Origin of the sequence: Bacillus cereus group sp. BfR-BA-01524, from assembly GCF_022662595.1 — a bacterium.
GTDB classification, from domain to species: Bacteria; Bacillota; Bacilli; order Bacillales; family Bacillaceae_G; genus Bacillus_A; species Bacillus_A thuringiensis_S.
This window is the reverse complement of the sequence record NZ_JAKUDW010000046.1, coordinates 15427-32269: the sequence shown is the minus strand read 5'-3', so window position 1 is coordinate 32269 and position 16843 is coordinate 15427. Positions and strand designations below refer to the sequence as shown.

The window sequence follows — 16843 nt, the reverse complement described above, 5'->3', positions numbered from 1 at the left end:
TGCCCCCTAAGACGCTATGACTTCTTCTAACACGGTATTTAACGCTATTTGTAATGTGTCTACACCAACACGACCTACAAAATCATAAAATGTTTCGGCTGGTAATTTATTCTCTTTGAAATAACTTATAAATGATGCGAGTACATCAGGTAAATCCTCGCCATCTATTTTTCCTTTTAACTTTTGATTGTAGGCACCGCCATCTAACAACGTTCCACCAACGTATATCTCAAATGCTTCAACAATTCCCTTTTCCTTCGTTTTCATTTTCACCCCTTGTAACCCAATGTCAGCAATTTGACGTTGACCACATGAATTCGGGCAGCCTACCATATGAATTCGAACTGGAACATCGAGTGCAATTTGTGTATCTAAGTATTCTGCAATTTTTCGTAATCTTTCTTTCGTTTCTACTAGTGCAAGATTACAATATTCAATACCGGTACATGAAACCGCATGACCAATAAATGATTTTGGGCTTGCAGATATCGCTTCAAACAACGATTCACTAAGTAATCCTTTTACATTTTTCGGAGGAACGTTCGGAATAATGAAATTTTGTGAATTACATGTACGAATTTGTCCATTTCCATATTGCTTTGCGATTCTTGCAATCTCAAACATTTCTTCCGCATGTAAACGACCTACCGGTACATTAAAACCTACATATTTTAATCCCTCTTGTTTTTGGTCTTGAACACCATAAAAATAGCCTGCATTCCATCCTTTGAGTGCACTTTCTCCTTTACTTTGTAAAGGCCCTGTATACTCTATTAGTTTCTCTTTAAATTTTTCTGCTCCCCAGTCCGCAACAAGAAATTTCAAACGTGCTAAATGACGTTTCTCACGATATCCAAAATCACGGAATATAGTAGCAATCGCAATCGCCACCGCCTTCACTTCTTCTGGTAAAACGAAAACATCTAATTCATCAGCTAAATATGGACGGGCTGACAACCCTCCGCCTACTTTTATATGAAAACCAACTTTTTTCTCACCATCTATTTCTTTCGTAGCAGGTGTAAATGCAACACAGTTAATCTCTGCATTTGCTGAGTTATAAATATTAGAACTAATAGACATTTTAAATTTACGTGGCAAGTTAGAAAACTCTTCATTATGTTGGAAATAGTCATATACCTCTTTCACAATATGTGTTGTATCAAATAGTTCATTTGCATCAATTCCAGCAAGCGGATTACCTGTAATATTCCGCGTTATATCACCACAAGCCCCTGCTGAAGATAATCCAACTCTTGCTAATCTTTTAAAAATATCTGGAATTTGCTGAATTTCTAACCAGTGAAACTGAATCGCCTGTCTCGTCGTAATATCTATTACATCACGTCCATAATCCTCAGCGATGGCAGCAAGTACTTCTGCCTGCGCATTTGTAATAATCCCTGACGGAATATTTACCCGCATCATAAAATAACCAGCTTCTTTTGGACGTTGTAAATACAATCCTGCCCATTTAAAAGCATCCCACTCTTCTTTCGGAATAGATTCGAATCCATTTTCCGCATAGTAAGGAATATCATTAAAAATTTCTAAGCCATCTTTTTCTAATTTATTTTTCTCCGTCTGATTTAATTTTTCATTGTTAGCCCATACTTTTTCATAACTCATTTTTAAATCCCCCTATATAAAACTACGCTCTTGTAAGTACTTCACGATTTGTTCTGCACATTCTTCTATAGAATATTTGTGCGTTTCTACAATTAATTCCGCTTGCTCTGGCTCTTCATAAGGCGAATCAATACCTGTGAAATCCTTAATATCACCTTTTCTTGCCTTTTTATAAAGTCCTTTCGGATCACGTTTCTCACACTCTTCAATCGGGCACTTCACAAAAATCTCAACAAATTCATCTGCCGCTAATAAATCTCTTACTTGTTTGCGGTCTACTCGAAATGGTGAAATAAATGCTGTAAGGACAACTGCTCCTTGATCTACAAATAACTTTGCCACTTCGCCAATACGTCTTATATTTTCCATACGATCACTTTCAGAAAATCCTAAGTCTTTATTTAAACCATGGCGAATGTTATCCCCATCCAGCACATAATTTCCAATATTCTTTTCGAACAGTTTACGAGCGACTGCATTCGCTACTGTAGATTTACCCGAAGCTGATAGACCAGTAAACCAAATTACAAAACTGTGATGTCCATTCTTCACTCTTCTCTCATCTTTTGAAACCGAAGCTGTATGCCAAGTAATATTCGTATCCATCTCGTTCTCTCCCTATTCTGTTACTACTTCTTTTTTCAAACCTTTAATTAGCACTTCCACTACTTCTTTACGACTAAATGTACTTGGCGGAATCTCACCGTTTCTTAATAGTTCTCTTACTTTCGTACCCGATAAAATAACATGATCTTCTTTTTCGTGCGGACATGTTTTCGTTGAAGCCATCGCTTCACATTTCGTGCAATAAAAACTATGTTCAAAGAATAGTGGTGTAATTCCTAACTCTTCTATCGTAAAATTCGTAAAGATTTCCTGCGCTTCGTATGTTCCATAATAGTCTCCTACTCCGGCATGATCACGCCCTACAATAAAGTGGGTGCATCCAAAATTCTTTCTTACTAACGCATGAAATATCGCTTCCCTTGGTCCTGCGTAACGCATTGCTGCAGGAAATACACTTAAAAAGACACGATTTTTCGGATAATAGTTTTGAAGGAGTACTTCATAGCTTTCCATCCTTACATCAGCAGGAATATCATCTGATTTCGTTTCCCCAACGAGCGGATTTAAAAAGAGACCATCTACAATTTCAAGAGCAGACTTTTGAATATATTCATGGGCACGATGTACCGGGTTTCTCGTTTGAAATCCAACTACTGTTTTCCACCCACGTTTTTTAAATTCTGTTCTCGTTTCAATTGGGTCTAAATGATAAGAAGGAAATTGATTATTTTCAAAGCGTTTTGTTAGAATAATAGCTCCTCCAACGTAAACGTTTGGTCGTTCATATAATTTTTTCACTCCTGGATGAGCCTCATCCGTTGTTTTATATACAAGTAACGCTTCTTTTTCTTTATCTGGTACAAAAATATCTTCTATTTGAATGACACCATATATATTTCCATTGTTGACAAGCTTTACTTCCTCTCCAGCTTTCAGACTTTCCGCGACTTCTTCTGTTACCGGTAATGTAATTGGTATACTCCACACGCTACCATTTGCTAAACGAAGCGTTTCTACGACTGAATCATAATCTTTCTTCCCTAAAAAACCAGTAAGTGGGCTATATCCACCTGTCGCCAATAGTTCTAAATCACTTAACGCAATATTGTCTAATTTAATTTCTTTTTCAATTTGTGATACGTCATATGTCTCATCTATACGGTTTACTAATTCGTTTACTGTACTCATTTTTCTATATCCTCTCTTAGCTTTATTTCAAGATTCATCTTATTGATAATGAAGACCACATTCGGTTTTCACTTTCCCAGCCCATCTACCGTCTCTTGAATCGCCACCATCCCCTACAGGTAACGTACATTTCTCACACCCAATACTTGGATAGCCAACATCATGCAACGGGTTATACGGCAAGCTATGTTTGTATACATATCGCCAAACTTCTTTCCATGTCCAATGAATGAGTGGACAAACTTTAATAGATTGAAAACGATGATCTTGATTTATAAACTTTGTATGCTTACGTGTTTCTGATTGTTCCCTTCTTAAGCCCGATATCCATGCTTTTTCCACGACTAATGACTTTTCTAAAGGTAAAATTTTTCTGATCTTACAACAAAGATTCGGATTGCTCTCCCACAGTTTTTCACCATGCAATTTCGCCTGATCATCAAGTGTAAGTTCTGGCTGTTTTTCTATAATATTCAATGAAGGAAATCGTTCCCGCACTCTTTGAATTAATTCATAAGTTTCTTGAAAATGAACATTTGTATCCAAAAACACAACTTTAGCAGATGGATTTACTTGGTTTATAAGGTGCAGCAATACCATACCTTCCACCCCAAAGCTACATGCGTAGACAATCTCATCTTTATATTCTTCATAAGCCCACTTTAATACTGATAGCGCACCTTTCGTTTCATCTCCTTCCGCAAATGAAACAACATTTTCTTCCCACGTTTCATACGTCAACATGTTTTTTCCCCCTGTAAAAGCAAAAAGACGGTTTTAACCTAATGAAATAGGTTAAAACCGCCTCTAGTTTTTCTAGTCAGCGCTTTTCACTTTAAACGTACTTTTTCACTTTTCTCTAACTGAATTACTTTTCCATCTTGCACAACAATTGTAATTGAACCATATTTCATATCAGCAAGCATCGCTTCAATCTTCTCGGATACTTCATCAAAATGTTCCCGTACACTCACGCGAACAGCCCCCCCTTTTTATTCATAAAAAAAATCTTTCCCATTTCGAAAAGACTGTTCGGTAATATATTTTACCTTATCTTTCAAAATGGATTCCATTTTGCTGGATTTAGCACCTTGCTTTCTATAAGCAGGTTGCCGAGCTTCTTCGGGCCAGTTCCCTCCGCTTCTCTTGATAAGCTTTGTATTTGTATTTTATCACAATTCTGATTTTTTTCAATCCTAGTTTTCCGATATATTTTATTTATTTTACAAAAAAGGAATTGCCCATCCGAACAACTCCTTTTTCTATTTAAACAAGCTCTTTAATACGTATGCGATCGTTCCCAATAATATTTTCATATGTTTCGCGTTCCACAACTACTTGCGATGTTCCGCCTTTTGCAAAGACAACGGCTGGTCTTCGAATCCGATTGTAATTATTCGCCATCGAGTACCCGTATGCTCCCGTACAGGAAACTGCTAGTAAATCAGTAGAAGCGACTTTCGGTAAATGAATATCCCAAATCAACATATCTCCACTCTCACAGCATTTCCCCGCAATCGAAACGAGTTCCTCATTCTCATCATTCCCTCGATTCGCTAACATTGCTTCATAACGCGCGCTATATAAAGCAGGTCTTAAATTATCTGTCATTCCACCATCGACTGATACATATTTCCGAATACCAGGAATATCTTTCACAGATCCAACTGCATAAATTGTTGTCCCAGCATCACCTACAATGCTACGGCCTGGTTCAATCCATATTTCTGGCAATGGATATTCACATACAGTAAATTGTTCTCTCACTGAACTTGTTACAGCTCGCACATATGTCTCAAGAGTTAATGGTGTATCCGACTCTGTGTAGCGTATTCCAAATCCCCCGCCTACGTTTAACACTTTTACTACATAGTTTGTTTGCTCTCTCACTTCTTCTAAAAATTGGCGAAGAACTTCAATCGCTCGAACAAAACCAGCTGTTTCAAATATTTGTGACCCAATATGTGAATGGATCCCTAGCACATTATAATTGGATTTTTGTAAAGCAAATCCAATTGCCTGCATCGCTTGACCGTTTGAAACGCCAAATCCAAATTTCGAATCATCTTGGCCTGTTGTAATATATTCATGTGTGTGCGCCTCTACTCCAGGCGTTACACGAATTAATATGTTCACAAATTTCCCATGTTGCATCGCTAAATCGTGTAAAACTTCTAATTCAAAGAAATTATCTACGACAAAACAACCGATATTCGCCTGAAGAGCCATCACTATCTCTTCTTCTGTTTTATTATTTCCATGAAAATGAATACGTGATGCTGGAAATCCTGCTTGGAGCGCAGTATATAATTCTCCCCCAGAAACAACGTCTAATGACATATTCTCTTCACGAGCTACTCGGCACATTTCCATGCACAAGAACGCCTTGCTTGCATATGCTACTTGATAAGAGAAACCACTTTCTTTAAAAGCACGATGAAATGCTCTGCATTTTCCTCGAATAGACTCTTCATCGTATACATAAAGTGGTGTTCCGTATTGCTTTGCTAGCTGCGTCGTATCGCATCCTCCAATTTCTAAGTGTCCTTGCCCATTAATTCGGCTTGTGCCGTGTAAATACATTTAAATTCCTCCCTTATTTCCTCTAAAACTCATAACCCCAATCTTCTATTCATTGCAGCACGCTTTTAGATAGACAAAAAACGCGCGGAACAATGTTCACACGCGTTTCTTATTAGGAAAAATATATTATTGAAAAAATAAACGAGTTGTTATCTCCTCAAAATAAGAAACCGCATCAACATCTCCAAATAGCTCTCCATAAAATAAATCTTATGACAGTACTACATTTATTCAATGCAGTCCCAATATATGAATAAGATGGTTATTCTTATATTTCGGCAATAGTCCCTTTCAACCTATGATCACAGATTCCATTAAATCTCCCATAGCTTACTCTTTCCTATCGCGGCCTCTACCTTTGAGAGTAGATGAGGTAAGTCTATTTAATTTTCAAACATCTAATTGTTGCTATTAACAATACCAAAGGACCATTTTATTTGTCAAACAATTTTTTATATTGTTTTTTTACAGTTTAATTTCGTATCGTTTGGTAAGCGCTTTACTGCAATCTTTGTCACTTCCCATTCGCCCTCTTCGTTATTAAATGTAATCGTTACCTTCTCAAATGGTGGAGCAATTTTCCCAGCAACACGTTCATACTTTGTCACTTCAATACTTGCTTGAAATAAATATGTACCGCTATACACTTTTTTTAAACTAATAATTTTAGGACATTGATAAGGTTTCAAACTTCCATATTGTTTTTCAATTGCTTTATTTATTTTTGGAAATAAAACAGAATAAAGTGCATCTTCCATAAGCGGTGCATCATATTGAGCTATTGACACACTCGGTAAAGTAAAAAGTATAACACTACTGCATGCTATAAAATATAATAATTTTCGCATTATAACCTCCGTATTATCACGCGCTTCTTTCTGCGTACGATAATTATCATACATAGAAATTCTGTTTTATTGTCTCCCACCACTCTTTTTCTACTCGATTATTATAAAAAAGCCCACAACTCTCTTTTATTTTCGTATAATGATACTCATAGTATAATAATCATAATAACAAAGGACTGTTCGTATATATAAAATGAGTCGTTAAGCAAACTGACTCACGAACTGTCATGCTTTTTAGGAGAGGAGTATATTATGCTACAACATCTGTTTCCAAAACTGCGATTTGCACTCGTTGCAGTCGTTTTACTATGGATTAAAACATATATTGTGTACAAGCTAGCATTTGATATTAAAATTGATAATTTCTTTGAAGAATTCATGCTTTTTATTAATCCACTAGCTGCGTTACTTTTATTTTTCGGCTTAGCTTTACTTGCATCTAAGCACCGAAACCGAATTATAATTGGAATCAGTTTTATACTGTCATTTATTTTATTTGGAAACGCAATGTTTTATGGGTTCTATAACGATTTCGTTACTTTCCCGGTTTTATTCCAAACAAACAATATGGCTGATTTAGGGACAAGTATAAAAGAACTCTTTACGTACAAAACATTACTTTTATTTGCAGATGCAATTATTTTAATGTTTATTTCGCGTAAATTCCCATCATTTGGCGACAAAACACCACTTTCCCGCTCAGAGAAGCGAACTTTCTTTAGCGGTGTAACAGCTTTATTAGCACTACAAATTGTTGTATCAGTTATTTATAAACCACAAATGTTCTCACGCTCATTTGACCGTCAAACTGTCGTGAAAAATTTAGGTTTATACACATATCATCTATTTGATATTACACTTCAATCCAAGTCTTCAGCTGAGCGTGTATTTGCAAGTGGTGATGGATTTTCTGAAATTAAAAACTATACAGATTCAAAAGACAAGCAAGTTGATAAAAACTTATTTGGAGCTGCAAAAGGTAAAAATGTAATTTTAATTTCAATGGAATCTACACAAAGCTTTGTTATTAATAAAAAAATAAATGGAAAAGAAATTACACCATTTTTAAATGAATTTATTAAGGATAGTTTCTATTTCGATAACTTCTATCACCAAACTGGACAAGGTAAAACTTCTGATGCTGAATTTATCGTTGAAAACTCACTTTATCCGCTAGATCGTGGTTCTGTATTCTTTACGCATGCAACAAATGAATACACAGCTACACCAGAACAATTAAAGAAATACGGATATTCTTCTGCCGTCTTCCATTCAAACGATAAAACGTTTTGGAATCGGGATGTAATGTATCCTGCGCTTGGATATGATCGTTACTTTAATTTAAATGATTACGCAGGAACGGAACAAATGTCTGTCGGTTGGGGATTAAAAGATAAAGAGTTCTTTGAACAATCTATTCCAAAGCTAAAATCTTTACCGCAACCGTTCTATACAAAATTTATTACATTAACAAATCATTTTCCATTTCTTCTAAATCCGGAAGATCAATATGTTGATGAATTCAACTCGGAAAGTGGTGTCGTAAACCGCTACTTCCCAACTGTTCGTTACACAGATGAAGCTCTTAAATTATTTATTAAACAATTAAAAGAAGAAGGACTGTATGATAATTCCGTTATTGTCATTTATGGTGATCATTATGGTATTTCTGAAAATCATAACGCAGCTATGGCACAGTTCCTAGGGAAAGATACTATTACACCATTCGATTCTATGCAATTACAACGAGTCCCTCTCATTATTCATGTGCCTGGTCAAGAAGGAAAAGTTGTTTCTAAAGTTTCCGGTCAAATTGATATTAAGCCAACGCTCCTTCACTTACTTGGTATTAAAACAAATAAATCAGTTGAATTTGGAACTGACTTATTTATTAAAGAAAAAGACCCACTTATGGTAATGCGTGATGGTAGCTTTGTTTCTGACGAATATATTTATACAAAAAATTTGTGCTACAAAAGAGGTACGGGTGAAGAAACTGATATAACACTATGTCAGCCGTACATTGAAAAAGCAAAAACGGAATTAAAATTCTCCGACAAATTAATTTATGGAGATTTATTACGCTTCGACCCTAATAATCGATATAAAACTGGAACGATGACAACAAAATTTGAATAGTAAAGGAAGCAACTTTATACAAGTTGCTTCCTCTTTTTATTTCCACTTAATTTTCAAACCATCCTTCTATGAAATCTTTCACAAATTGGTAATTTCTTTCGTATGAGGAATAAATTTATGGTATGATAAAATAAGTAAACTTTCATACACTAATTAAGAATTCATTACAGAAAGCAAGGGATCAGATTTTGTATAGAGCAGCTATTCCAAACTTATTTACGCTCGGAAATTTATATAGCGGATTTTTATCAATCGGCTATGCATCTTTAGGATATTATAAATCAGCTGCTATTTTAGTACTTATCGGGATGATGTTAGATAGTCTTGATGGTCGTGTTGCTCGTTTATTACGTGTTGATTCACAAATGGGAAAAGAGCTCGACTCGCTTGCAGATGTCGTAACATTTGGTGCAGCACCTGCTGTTTTAATGTATTACACATCTTTCTCAAACTACGGAATCATCGGATTATACATAGCGGGATTATTCCCTCTTTTCGGAGCATATCGTTTAGCACGATTTAATGTAACACCATCTTCTACTTCAATGAAATATTTCACTGGAGTACCGATTACAGCAGCGGGAGGGCTTGTTGCTTTCTTAACATTATTTTCACATACCATTCCAAAAATCGTTCTTATTACCGTATTTGTAACGTTCGCATTTTTAATGGTGAGCCGCATTCGTATCCCAAGTTTAAAAGATGTACCAATTCCACGATATAGCATCATTATTACACTATTTTTAGTTGGAATCATTATTACAATGTATCAAACAGGATTTGGCAATTTTTCTGTTTTCTTATTCATTGCCATTCCACTATATATTTTGTACATGTTATCTCAATTCATTAGACAAAGACCTTCTAAAAAAACGAATAAAGAAAAATAAGAAACCTTCCGAGTCCGGAAGGTTTCTTTTTATTTTGTAACTAATACCTTTTGATTTACAGGTGTTACTGGCTCTTCGCCATTTAATACAGCTATAATATTTCTGACAGCCATTTCAGCCATCGCATCACGAGTTTCAAATGTTGCATTCCCTACGTGTGGAGCAAGTACTACATTCTTTAATCCTTTTAACTCTTCTGTAATTTTCGGTTCAAATTCAAACACATCAAGAGCTGCCCCTTCAATTTCATTCGTTTTTAATGCATGAGCAAGTGCTGCTTCATTCATAATTGGTCCACGTGAAGCATTTACAATATACGCTGTGTTCTTCATCATTTTAAACTGCTTTTCATCAATCATATGATGTAATTTTGGATTATAAGCACAGTTAATTGTAATAAAGTCTGCTGTTTGTAATAATTCTTCCAACGTCACATACGTTGCTCCCAGTTCACTTTCAGCTTCAAGTTTACGATTTGGCCCTGTATATAAAACATCCATTCCAAATGCTTTCGCACGTTTTGCAACAGCCTTCCCGATTTCTCCAAGACCAATAATTCCAATTGTCTTACCGTGGACTTCTCTTCCTAAGAAAAATAACGGTGCCCACCCGTTAAATCCAGTCGTACGACATAACGTATCCCCTTCAGGAATTCTACGCGCCGCTGCTAAAAGAAGTGCAAATGTTAATTCTGCAGTCGCTTCCGTTGATACTTTCGGTGTATTCGTTACTGCAATTCCTTTTTCGCCCGCATACGTGTAATCAATATTGTCGTAACCAGCACCATAGTTTGCAACAATCTTTAAATGAGGTGCCGCATCAATAACTTCTTTTGGCACTTTTGTCGAAAGTAAACTTAACAATGCATCTTTATCTTTTACACGCTCTGTTAATTCATCTATAGAAATTAACTCCTCTTTATCGTACATTTCTACATCATGATCTCTTAATAGTTCTAATCCAATTTCCGGAATTTTTCCCGCTACTAATATTTTTGCCACTACTAACACCTCTTCTATAGAAAATAAGATATCTCTTATATTTCATTGTAAGAAATCCACATATAAAAACCAAGGAATTTGATTATAGTTTTGAAAATCGACACTTTTCCATAAAAAAAGAGGAGATGCAACTCTCCCCTCTTCTTACGCTTTTTCCTGCGATTCTTTTCCGAGCTTCACATCAATAGTTCCTTCTGCAACCGTATCGCTAATTTGCTCCTCAATAACCGATTGAGATGCAGCATTCGTTTCAGAAGTATAAGCTTGTTGCTGTGCACCTTGTACATTTTGTTTATTTTGTTGTTTCGCCATTTCTTACCCTCCTTTTCATTCTTTATTATTTTGAACAAAAAGGACGGTTTTCATCAAAAAATCGCGTTTCATTTTGAATTTGTTACTTCTTCTCCAAGCGACCTCATTACTCTTGCTCGCTTCGTAAATGTTGCAACCTGAGTAACACCGTGAGCTCGTAATGTTTGTACATTTTCTTGTACATAGTTTCCTAAATCATTTGGATAATGGGCATCCGAAGAAATCGTAATTGGAACACCATACTCAGCTAATACTTGTAAATATAGTGGACTTGGGCACATTTCACGAACAGGATAACGATAATACAATCCTGCATTTATTTCTGTTGCCGTATTCGTTTCTACTAACGCACAGGCAATTTCCTTATAATAAGAAAGCTGTTCATTCTCATCCAATCGATAATTAAATACCTTTATATTATCTAGATGAGCGATAATATCAAATAACTCGGTACGAATCGCACTCTCAACTGTTTTAAAAAACGTATCGTATAATGCGCGTAGGTCATGCTCTTCAAAATATTCTTTCGTATCTGGATTATCAAATCCCCAGCCATTTAGAAAATGAACGGAACCAATTACATAATCAAAGTCTCCTAGCCCTAATAATTCTTTTAACTCTCCTTCACAACCGGTAAAATAATCCGCTTCAATTCCAAGTTTAAGCGTGACACCTCTTTTACTCCATCGTTCTTTCGCCTCTTCAATTGCCTTTGTAAAATCATACAGTGAAACTACCCTTACTTGATCTAACCATTCCTTCTGTATACGACCAAGCCTAGAATCACTAATATCTACATATTTTTCATAATATCCTTTCGCTTCATGAAAACGATATAGATGATCAACAATTCCCACTTCTTTTATTCCTTTTCGCACAGCTTCTTCTAAATAGAGATCCATCCATTCTCTTGTAAATGGCCCCTCCTTCACACGCTTTTGCAAACGCTCTTGTGTTTTCATAAGCCAATCAATAGAATGCCTTTCTTGAAGCGGTTCATAACATTCCAATGCTTCATTTATTTTAGCAAGCCATCTTATTGAATACGGTCCTTCTTCTAAGTGAAGATGATAATCTACTTTCATATACATTCCTCCTTATAATGTATCTATTTCCATTCTATCCCCAACTCTCGAAAGCTTTCCATTTCGTTCTTTCACCTCTCGCATGACATCTTCCAATGCAATATTTTTTTCAGCTAATAAAACGAAACAGTGATAAAATACATCAACCATTTCTTTCACTACTTCTTCTTTATCATTATTTTTACATGCGATAATTACTTCAGCGCACTCTTCACCAATTTTCTTTAAAATTTTATCTTCTCCTTTTGAAAATAAATAATTTGTATATGATTCAGGAAGTGGGCTTTCCTTTCGTTCTTCAATTGTTTTATACAGCAACTTAAAGGCATTTTCCATATGTATCCCCCTATATAATTTGATAGTGAAAGCATGTCTTCTCCCCCGTATGACAAGCAGGTCCTACTTGTTTCACATTCACAACAATTGAATCGTGATCACAATCTAAGTATAGAGATTGCACATATTGGACATTCCCTGATGTTTCTCCCTTATTCCATAACGACTGCCTCGAACGAGAATAAAACCATGTTCTTTTCGTCTCCAACGTTTTTTCATATGCTTCTTCATTCATATAAGCTAGCATTAAAACTTCTTTCGTACCTTCTTCGATGACAATTGCTGGTATTAATCCTTTTGAAAAATTAGGTTTCATAACCGCACCTCAACATTTGCATCTCTTAATTTTCGCTTTACACTCTGCACTGTCGCCTCACCATAATGAAATATGGATGCCGCTAACGCTGCATCAACTGTTGTCTTTTGAAAAACTTCTACAATGTGATCCGTATGACCACAGCCCCCTGATGCGATGACTGGAATGGAAACACTTTTTGAAATTTCTTCTGTTAAACGAAGGTCATATCCACTTTTCGTTCCATCTGCATCCATACTCGTTAACAAAATTTCACCCGCCCCGAGCTTAACAACACGCTTCGCCCATTCTATGGCATCCATTCCTGTATCAACTCTTCCGCCGTTGACGTATACGTTCCATTTATCTTCTGCTACTTTTCTAGCGTCAATTGCCACGACAATACATTGTGATCCAAAGTGTTCTACCCCTTCTTCGATTAGCTTCGGGTTTCGCACTGCCGCTGAGTTTATTGAAACTTTGTCTGCTCCAACTCTTAGTAAATTGTACATATCTTTCACACTTGAAATCCCCCCGCCAACCGTAAGAGGAATAAATACTTTTGCTGCTGTTTTTTCTACAACATCTATAATCGTTTTTCTTCCTTCATGGGTCGCCGTAATATCTAAAAATACGATTTCATCTGCCCCTGCCTCGTTATATGCTTCAGCTATTTCAACCGGATCACCGACATCTTGTAATCCTATAAAATTTACACCCTTTACGACTCGCCCTTCTTTCACATCTAAACATGGAATAATTCGTTTCGCTAACATAACTTCGTTACCTGTAACACTTCTTCTAAATCAATCGTTTTCTCGTAAAGCGCCTTTCCAATTATGACACCATATATATTCATATCATTTAACTTTTTCACATCTTGAATAGATGCCACTCCTCCAGAGGCAATGAGACGAATACCCACACTTTTTTGAAGTAACGCCAATTGTTCAAAATTTGGCCCTGCAAGCGTCCCGTCTTTCGAAATGTCTGTAAACACAATCGTTTGAACACCTAAACTTTCCATTTGTTTCGCTAAATTAATATAAGAAATTTCAGACAGATCAAGCCAACCTCTCGTTGCTACGAAACCATTTTTCGCATCAATTCCAACAATGATTTTCTCTTTATATAGACGAACTGCTTCCTCTAAAAATGACTTATCATAAAGAGCTGCTGTTCCTAAAATCACTTTTTCTACACCTACTGACAATAACTTCTCCACCGCTACAAGTGAACGAATTCCTCCTCCAACTTGCACAGGAATGCGTACCGCCTTACAGATTTTTTCAATGACAGGCAAATTTAACGACTCGCCAGCAATTGCACCGTCTAAATCAACAATGTGTAGTATTTCCGCTCCAAGCTTTTCAAATATGATTGCCTGCGCTACCGGATCTTCATTCATCACCGTTTCTTTACTAAACTCTCCTTGATAAAGTCTAACGCATCTTCCTTCTTTTAAATCGATAGCTGGGAAGACTTCCATGTTTCTACCACCCCTTGAAAATTTTTTAATATTTGCATGCCAATTTCACCACTTTTTTCTGGATGAAACTGTGCACCAAATACATTTCCTTTCGCTACAAACCCTGGTACTTGCATTCCATAATCACTTACTCCGCATACAATTTCATCTGGACAATCCGCGTAATATGAGTGAACATAATACACGAAAGAACCATCCACTAATCCATTCCAAAGCGGAAATTCTCTTTCCTTCCTTAATTCATTCCATCCCATATGAGGAATTTTATACGAAACTTTTAACTTACGAATTTCCCCTGGTAGTAAACCTAACCCACTACAATCTTTTAGTTCCTCACTTCGGTCAAATAAAAGCTGCATGCCCAAACATATACCGAGGAGTGGTTTTCCTATATCACAAACTTCTTTTAGTACACACACTAAATCTCTTTCTTCTAATACTTCCATCGCTTTCGGAAATGCACCTACTCCTGGTAAAATCACGCCATCGCTTCTCAATATCTCTTCTTTGTCACTCGTTACAATGTGCTCTGCCCCAATATATGTTAATGCTTGCTCTACACTACGAATATTCCCCATTCCATAATCTATAATGGCAATCAATTACAACATCCCTTTCGTTGAATTTACACCAGTAATGTTGGCATTTTTTTCGACCGCTTCTCTAAGCGCTCTACCAAAAGCTTTAAATAATGCTTCAATTTTGTGATGTGTATTACTTCCGTATAGAACGCGCGCATGTAATGTAATATTGGCAGCATGTGCAACTGCTCTAAAAAATTCTTCCGTCAATTCTGTATCAAAATCCCCGAGCTTCGGATTTGTTAATTCCCCTTGAAATACACAATATGAGCGTCCACTTATATCAATTGCGACAAATCCTAAAGATTCATCCATCGGTACATACGCTGAACCGTAACGATTAATTCTCTCTTTATTTTGCAATGCTTCTTTCAAGCAATTTCCGAGTACAATTCCAATATCTTCAACGGTGTGATGTGCATCGACAAATACATCACCTTCTGCCTCAACTTGCAATCCAAATCTTCCATGCCTAGCAAATAAAGTCAGCATATGATCGAAAAAACCAACACCCGTTTGAATAGATACATTCGTACTTTCATCAAGCTGCAAACTTAATTTAATTTTTGTTTCTGTCGTCTCACGTACTTGACTGGACTGACGCATTATTTTCCCTCCTCAAACCTTATTTGGATTGCTCTCGCATGTGCATGTAACCCTTCTTTATTTGCAAGCTCTACAATATGATGCTGTACATTTTTTAATGCTTCCTCCGTATAAGAAATAAAACTTGATTTTTTCACAAAATCATCGACTGATAACGGAGAAAAAAATCTTGCCGTTCCGCTCGTTGGTAATACATGATTCGGTCCCGCCAAATAATCCCCGAGCGGTTCAGGCGCATATGCCCCAAGGAAAATAGAGCCTGCATGTTTCACATAATCTAGAGCATTCATCGGTTCTTTTATATGTAACTCTAAATGTTCTGGAGCAATTTCATTTGATAATTTTAGTGCCTCATCTAAGGAAGGAATGATAAAGATGGCTCCATTTCTCTTTATCGATTCACGTGCAATTTCACTTCTTGGTAACATTTCTAACTGTCTTTCTACCTCTTTTTCTACTTCTTTAGCTAGTTCCATATTCGTTGTAATACAAATCGCCGTTGCTCTCTCGTCATGCTCTGCTTGCGATAATAAATCCGCTGCGATATACTTTGCATTACCCGTTTCATCCGCGACAACTACAATTTCTGATGGGCCAGCAATCATATCGATGTTTACTATTCCGTATACTTCTCGTTTCGCTAGAGCGACGTACAAATTTCCCGGTCCAACTATTTTATCCACTTTCGGAATCGATTCCGTCCCGTATGCTAAAGCAGCAATTGCTTGCGCGCCACCTATCGTATAAATTTCATCTACTCCCGCAAGATTTGCAGCAGCTAATATATGAGGATCAATTCCTCCTTTCCTCGGTGGTGTTACCATTACAATCTTTTTCACACCTGCGAGTTTCGCTGGCAATACATTCATTAATACTGAAGAAGGATATGAGGCTGTCCCGCCTGGTACATATACACCTACATTTTCTAATGGCCGAATGAGCTGCCCTCTAATTATGCCTTTACTTTCACAATCGAATATTGAGTGCTTCTTTTGCTTTTCGTGATACGAAACAATGTTTTTCTTCGCCTCTTTTAAAGCTTCTAAAAATGAATTCTCTACAAACATACTCGCTTGCTGTATTTCTTCTTCACTTACACGAAAATCTTTCATCTCTACACCATCAAACTTTTTTGTATAGAAAGATAAAACCTCATCTTTCCCTTCCCTTACATTTCTAATGATTTCTCTTACACTTCTTTGAACAGTTTCTTCTATTATATTAGCGTTTTCTCTTAGCACTTTTATTTTAGATAATGCCTCCTTAAAGTCTTCATAAATGATTTCCATTTTAA

At 36.4% G+C, this 16843-nt stretch carries 19 protein-coding genes and 2 riboswitches; of the genes, 2 read left to right on the top strand and 17 right to left on the bottom strand.

All coding sequences use genetic code 11. From position 1 onward, the window contains the following. Positions 1-6: 6 nt before the first annotated feature. From MR170_RS17425 to MR170_RS17395, 7 genes are all read right to left on the bottom strand, one after another. A complete protein-coding gene (locus MR170_RS17425) occupies positions 7-1629 on the bottom strand; it encodes a nitrite/sulfite reductase (RefSeq protein ID WP_242308783.1) in 1623 nt (540 codons plus the stop codon). A gap of 12 nt (positions 1630-1641) precedes the next feature. Next, positions 1642-2235, bottom strand: coding sequence for an adenylyl-sulfate kinase (cysC, locus tag MR170_RS17420; RefSeq protein ID WP_016082320.1), 594 nt, complete (start codon positions 2233-2235; stop codon positions 1642-1644). Between the two features lie 12 nt (positions 2236-2247). Further along, positions 2248-3384, bottom strand: a complete 1137-nt coding sequence (gene sat / locus MR170_RS17415; RefSeq protein WP_048563676.1) for a sulfate adenylyltransferase — start codon at positions 3382-3384, stop codon at positions 2248-2250. A gap of 39 nt (positions 3385-3423) precedes the next feature. Next, positions 3424-4128, bottom strand: a complete 705-nt coding sequence (locus tag MR170_RS17410) for a phosphoadenylyl-sulfate reductase (RefSeq protein ID WP_242308782.1) — start codon at positions 4126-4128, stop codon at positions 3424-3426. An 86-nt stretch (positions 4129-4214) separates the two neighbouring features. Continuing rightward, entirely contained in the window at positions 4215-4358 is a 144-nt protein-coding gene (locus MR170_RS17405) for a YezD family protein (RefSeq protein ID WP_000116158.1), read from the bottom strand. 73 nt (positions 4359-4431) lie between these two features. Next, a riboswitch (SAM riboswitch) is annotated at positions 4432-4540 on the bottom strand. Between the two features lie 110 nt (positions 4541-4650). After that, positions 4651-5967 (bottom strand): diaminopimelate decarboxylase, encoded by a 1317-nt coding sequence (gene lysA, locus MR170_RS17400; RefSeq protein ID WP_242308780.1) that lies wholly within the window; start codon positions 5965-5967, stop codon positions 4651-4653. Between the two features lie 181 nt (positions 5968-6148). Then, positions 6149-6330: riboswitch (Lysine riboswitch) on the bottom strand. Between the two features lie 89 nt (positions 6331-6419). Continuing rightward, positions 6420-6815: a DUF3888 domain-containing protein gene (locus tag MR170_RS17395; RefSeq protein WP_242308778.1), complete on the bottom strand. Its 396-nt coding sequence runs from the start codon at positions 6813-6815 to the stop codon at positions 6420-6422. A gap of 252 nt (positions 6816-7067) precedes the next feature. Between MR170_RS17395 and MR170_RS17390 the strand changes: the two genes are divergently transcribed. Continuing rightward, positions 7068-8954: an LTA synthase family protein gene (locus MR170_RS17390; protein WP_242308776.1), complete on the top strand. Its 1887-nt coding sequence runs from the start codon at positions 7068-7070 to the stop codon at positions 8952-8954. Between the two features lie 188 nt (positions 8955-9142). Further along, complete coding sequence (gene pssA, locus MR170_RS17385; protein ID WP_000285418.1) at positions 9143-9844, top strand: CDP-diacylglycerol--serine O-phosphatidyltransferase; 702 nt, start codon at positions 9143-9145, stop codon at positions 9842-9844. A 29-nt stretch (positions 9845-9873) separates the two neighbouring features. On the opposite strand, the gene MR170_RS17380 is transcribed toward pssA, so the two are convergent. The 10 genes from MR170_RS17380 to hisD form a co-directional block, all read right to left on the bottom strand. Beyond that, positions 9874-10845, bottom strand: coding sequence for an NAD(P)-dependent oxidoreductase (locus MR170_RS17380; protein ID WP_016082326.1), 972 nt, complete (start codon positions 10843-10845; stop codon positions 9874-9876). Between the two features lie 144 nt (positions 10846-10989). After that, complete coding sequence (locus MR170_RS17375) at positions 10990-11157, bottom strand: YozQ family protein (protein ID WP_001118878.1); 168 nt, start codon at positions 11155-11157, stop codon at positions 10990-10992. Between the two features lie 68 nt (positions 11158-11225). After that, positions 11226-12242 carry a histidinol phosphate phosphatase domain-containing protein gene (locus MR170_RS17370; protein ID WP_242308774.1) on the bottom strand — a complete coding sequence of 339 codons (1017 nt, stop codon included), beginning with the start codon at positions 12240-12242 and terminating at the stop codon, positions 11226-11228. A gap of 12 nt (positions 12243-12254) precedes the next feature. Beyond that, positions 12255-12578, bottom strand: a complete 324-nt coding sequence (gene hisE / locus MR170_RS17365; RefSeq protein WP_242308772.1) for a phosphoribosyl-ATP diphosphatase — start codon at positions 12576-12578, stop codon at positions 12255-12257. A 10-nt stretch (positions 12579-12588) separates the two neighbouring features. Beyond that, positions 12589-12894 carry a phosphoribosyl-AMP cyclohydrolase gene (gene hisI, locus MR170_RS17360; protein WP_016082328.1) on the bottom strand — a complete coding sequence of 102 codons (306 nt, stop codon included), beginning with the start codon at positions 12892-12894 and terminating at the stop codon, positions 12589-12591. Next, on the bottom strand, positions 12891-13649 hold the full coding sequence (gene hisF, locus MR170_RS17355) for an imidazole glycerol phosphate synthase subunit HisF (protein WP_048563680.1): 759 nt from the start codon (positions 13647-13649) through the stop codon (positions 12891-12893). Before hisF ends, hisI begins: the two co-directional genes overlap by 4 nt. Then, positions 13643-14362, bottom strand: a complete 720-nt coding sequence (gene hisA, locus MR170_RS17350) for a 1-(5-phosphoribosyl)-5-[(5-phosphoribosylamino)methylideneamino]imidazole-4-carboxamide isomerase (protein ID WP_029441811.1) — start codon at positions 14360-14362, stop codon at positions 13643-13645. Before hisA ends, hisF begins: the two co-directional genes overlap by 7 nt. Beyond that, positions 14335-14964 (bottom strand): imidazole glycerol phosphate synthase subunit HisH, encoded by a 630-nt coding sequence (gene hisH, locus MR170_RS17345; protein WP_016082331.1) that lies wholly within the window; start codon positions 14962-14964, stop codon positions 14335-14337. Before hisH ends, hisA begins: the two co-directional genes overlap by 28 nt. Further along, the gene (gene hisB, locus MR170_RS17340; RefSeq protein WP_016082332.1) at positions 14965-15549 is read right to left on the bottom strand and encodes an imidazoleglycerol-phosphate dehydratase HisB; all 585 of its coding nucleotides are present in this window, start codon (positions 15547-15549) and stop codon (positions 14965-14967) included. Continuing rightward, positions 15549-16838 carry a histidinol dehydrogenase gene (gene hisD / locus MR170_RS17335; RefSeq protein ID WP_016082333.1) on the bottom strand — a complete coding sequence of 430 codons (1290 nt, stop codon included), beginning with the start codon at positions 16836-16838 and terminating at the stop codon, positions 15549-15551. The genes hisB and hisD overlap by 1 nt, the downstream gene beginning before the upstream one ends. Positions 16839-16843: the final 5 nt, after the last annotated feature.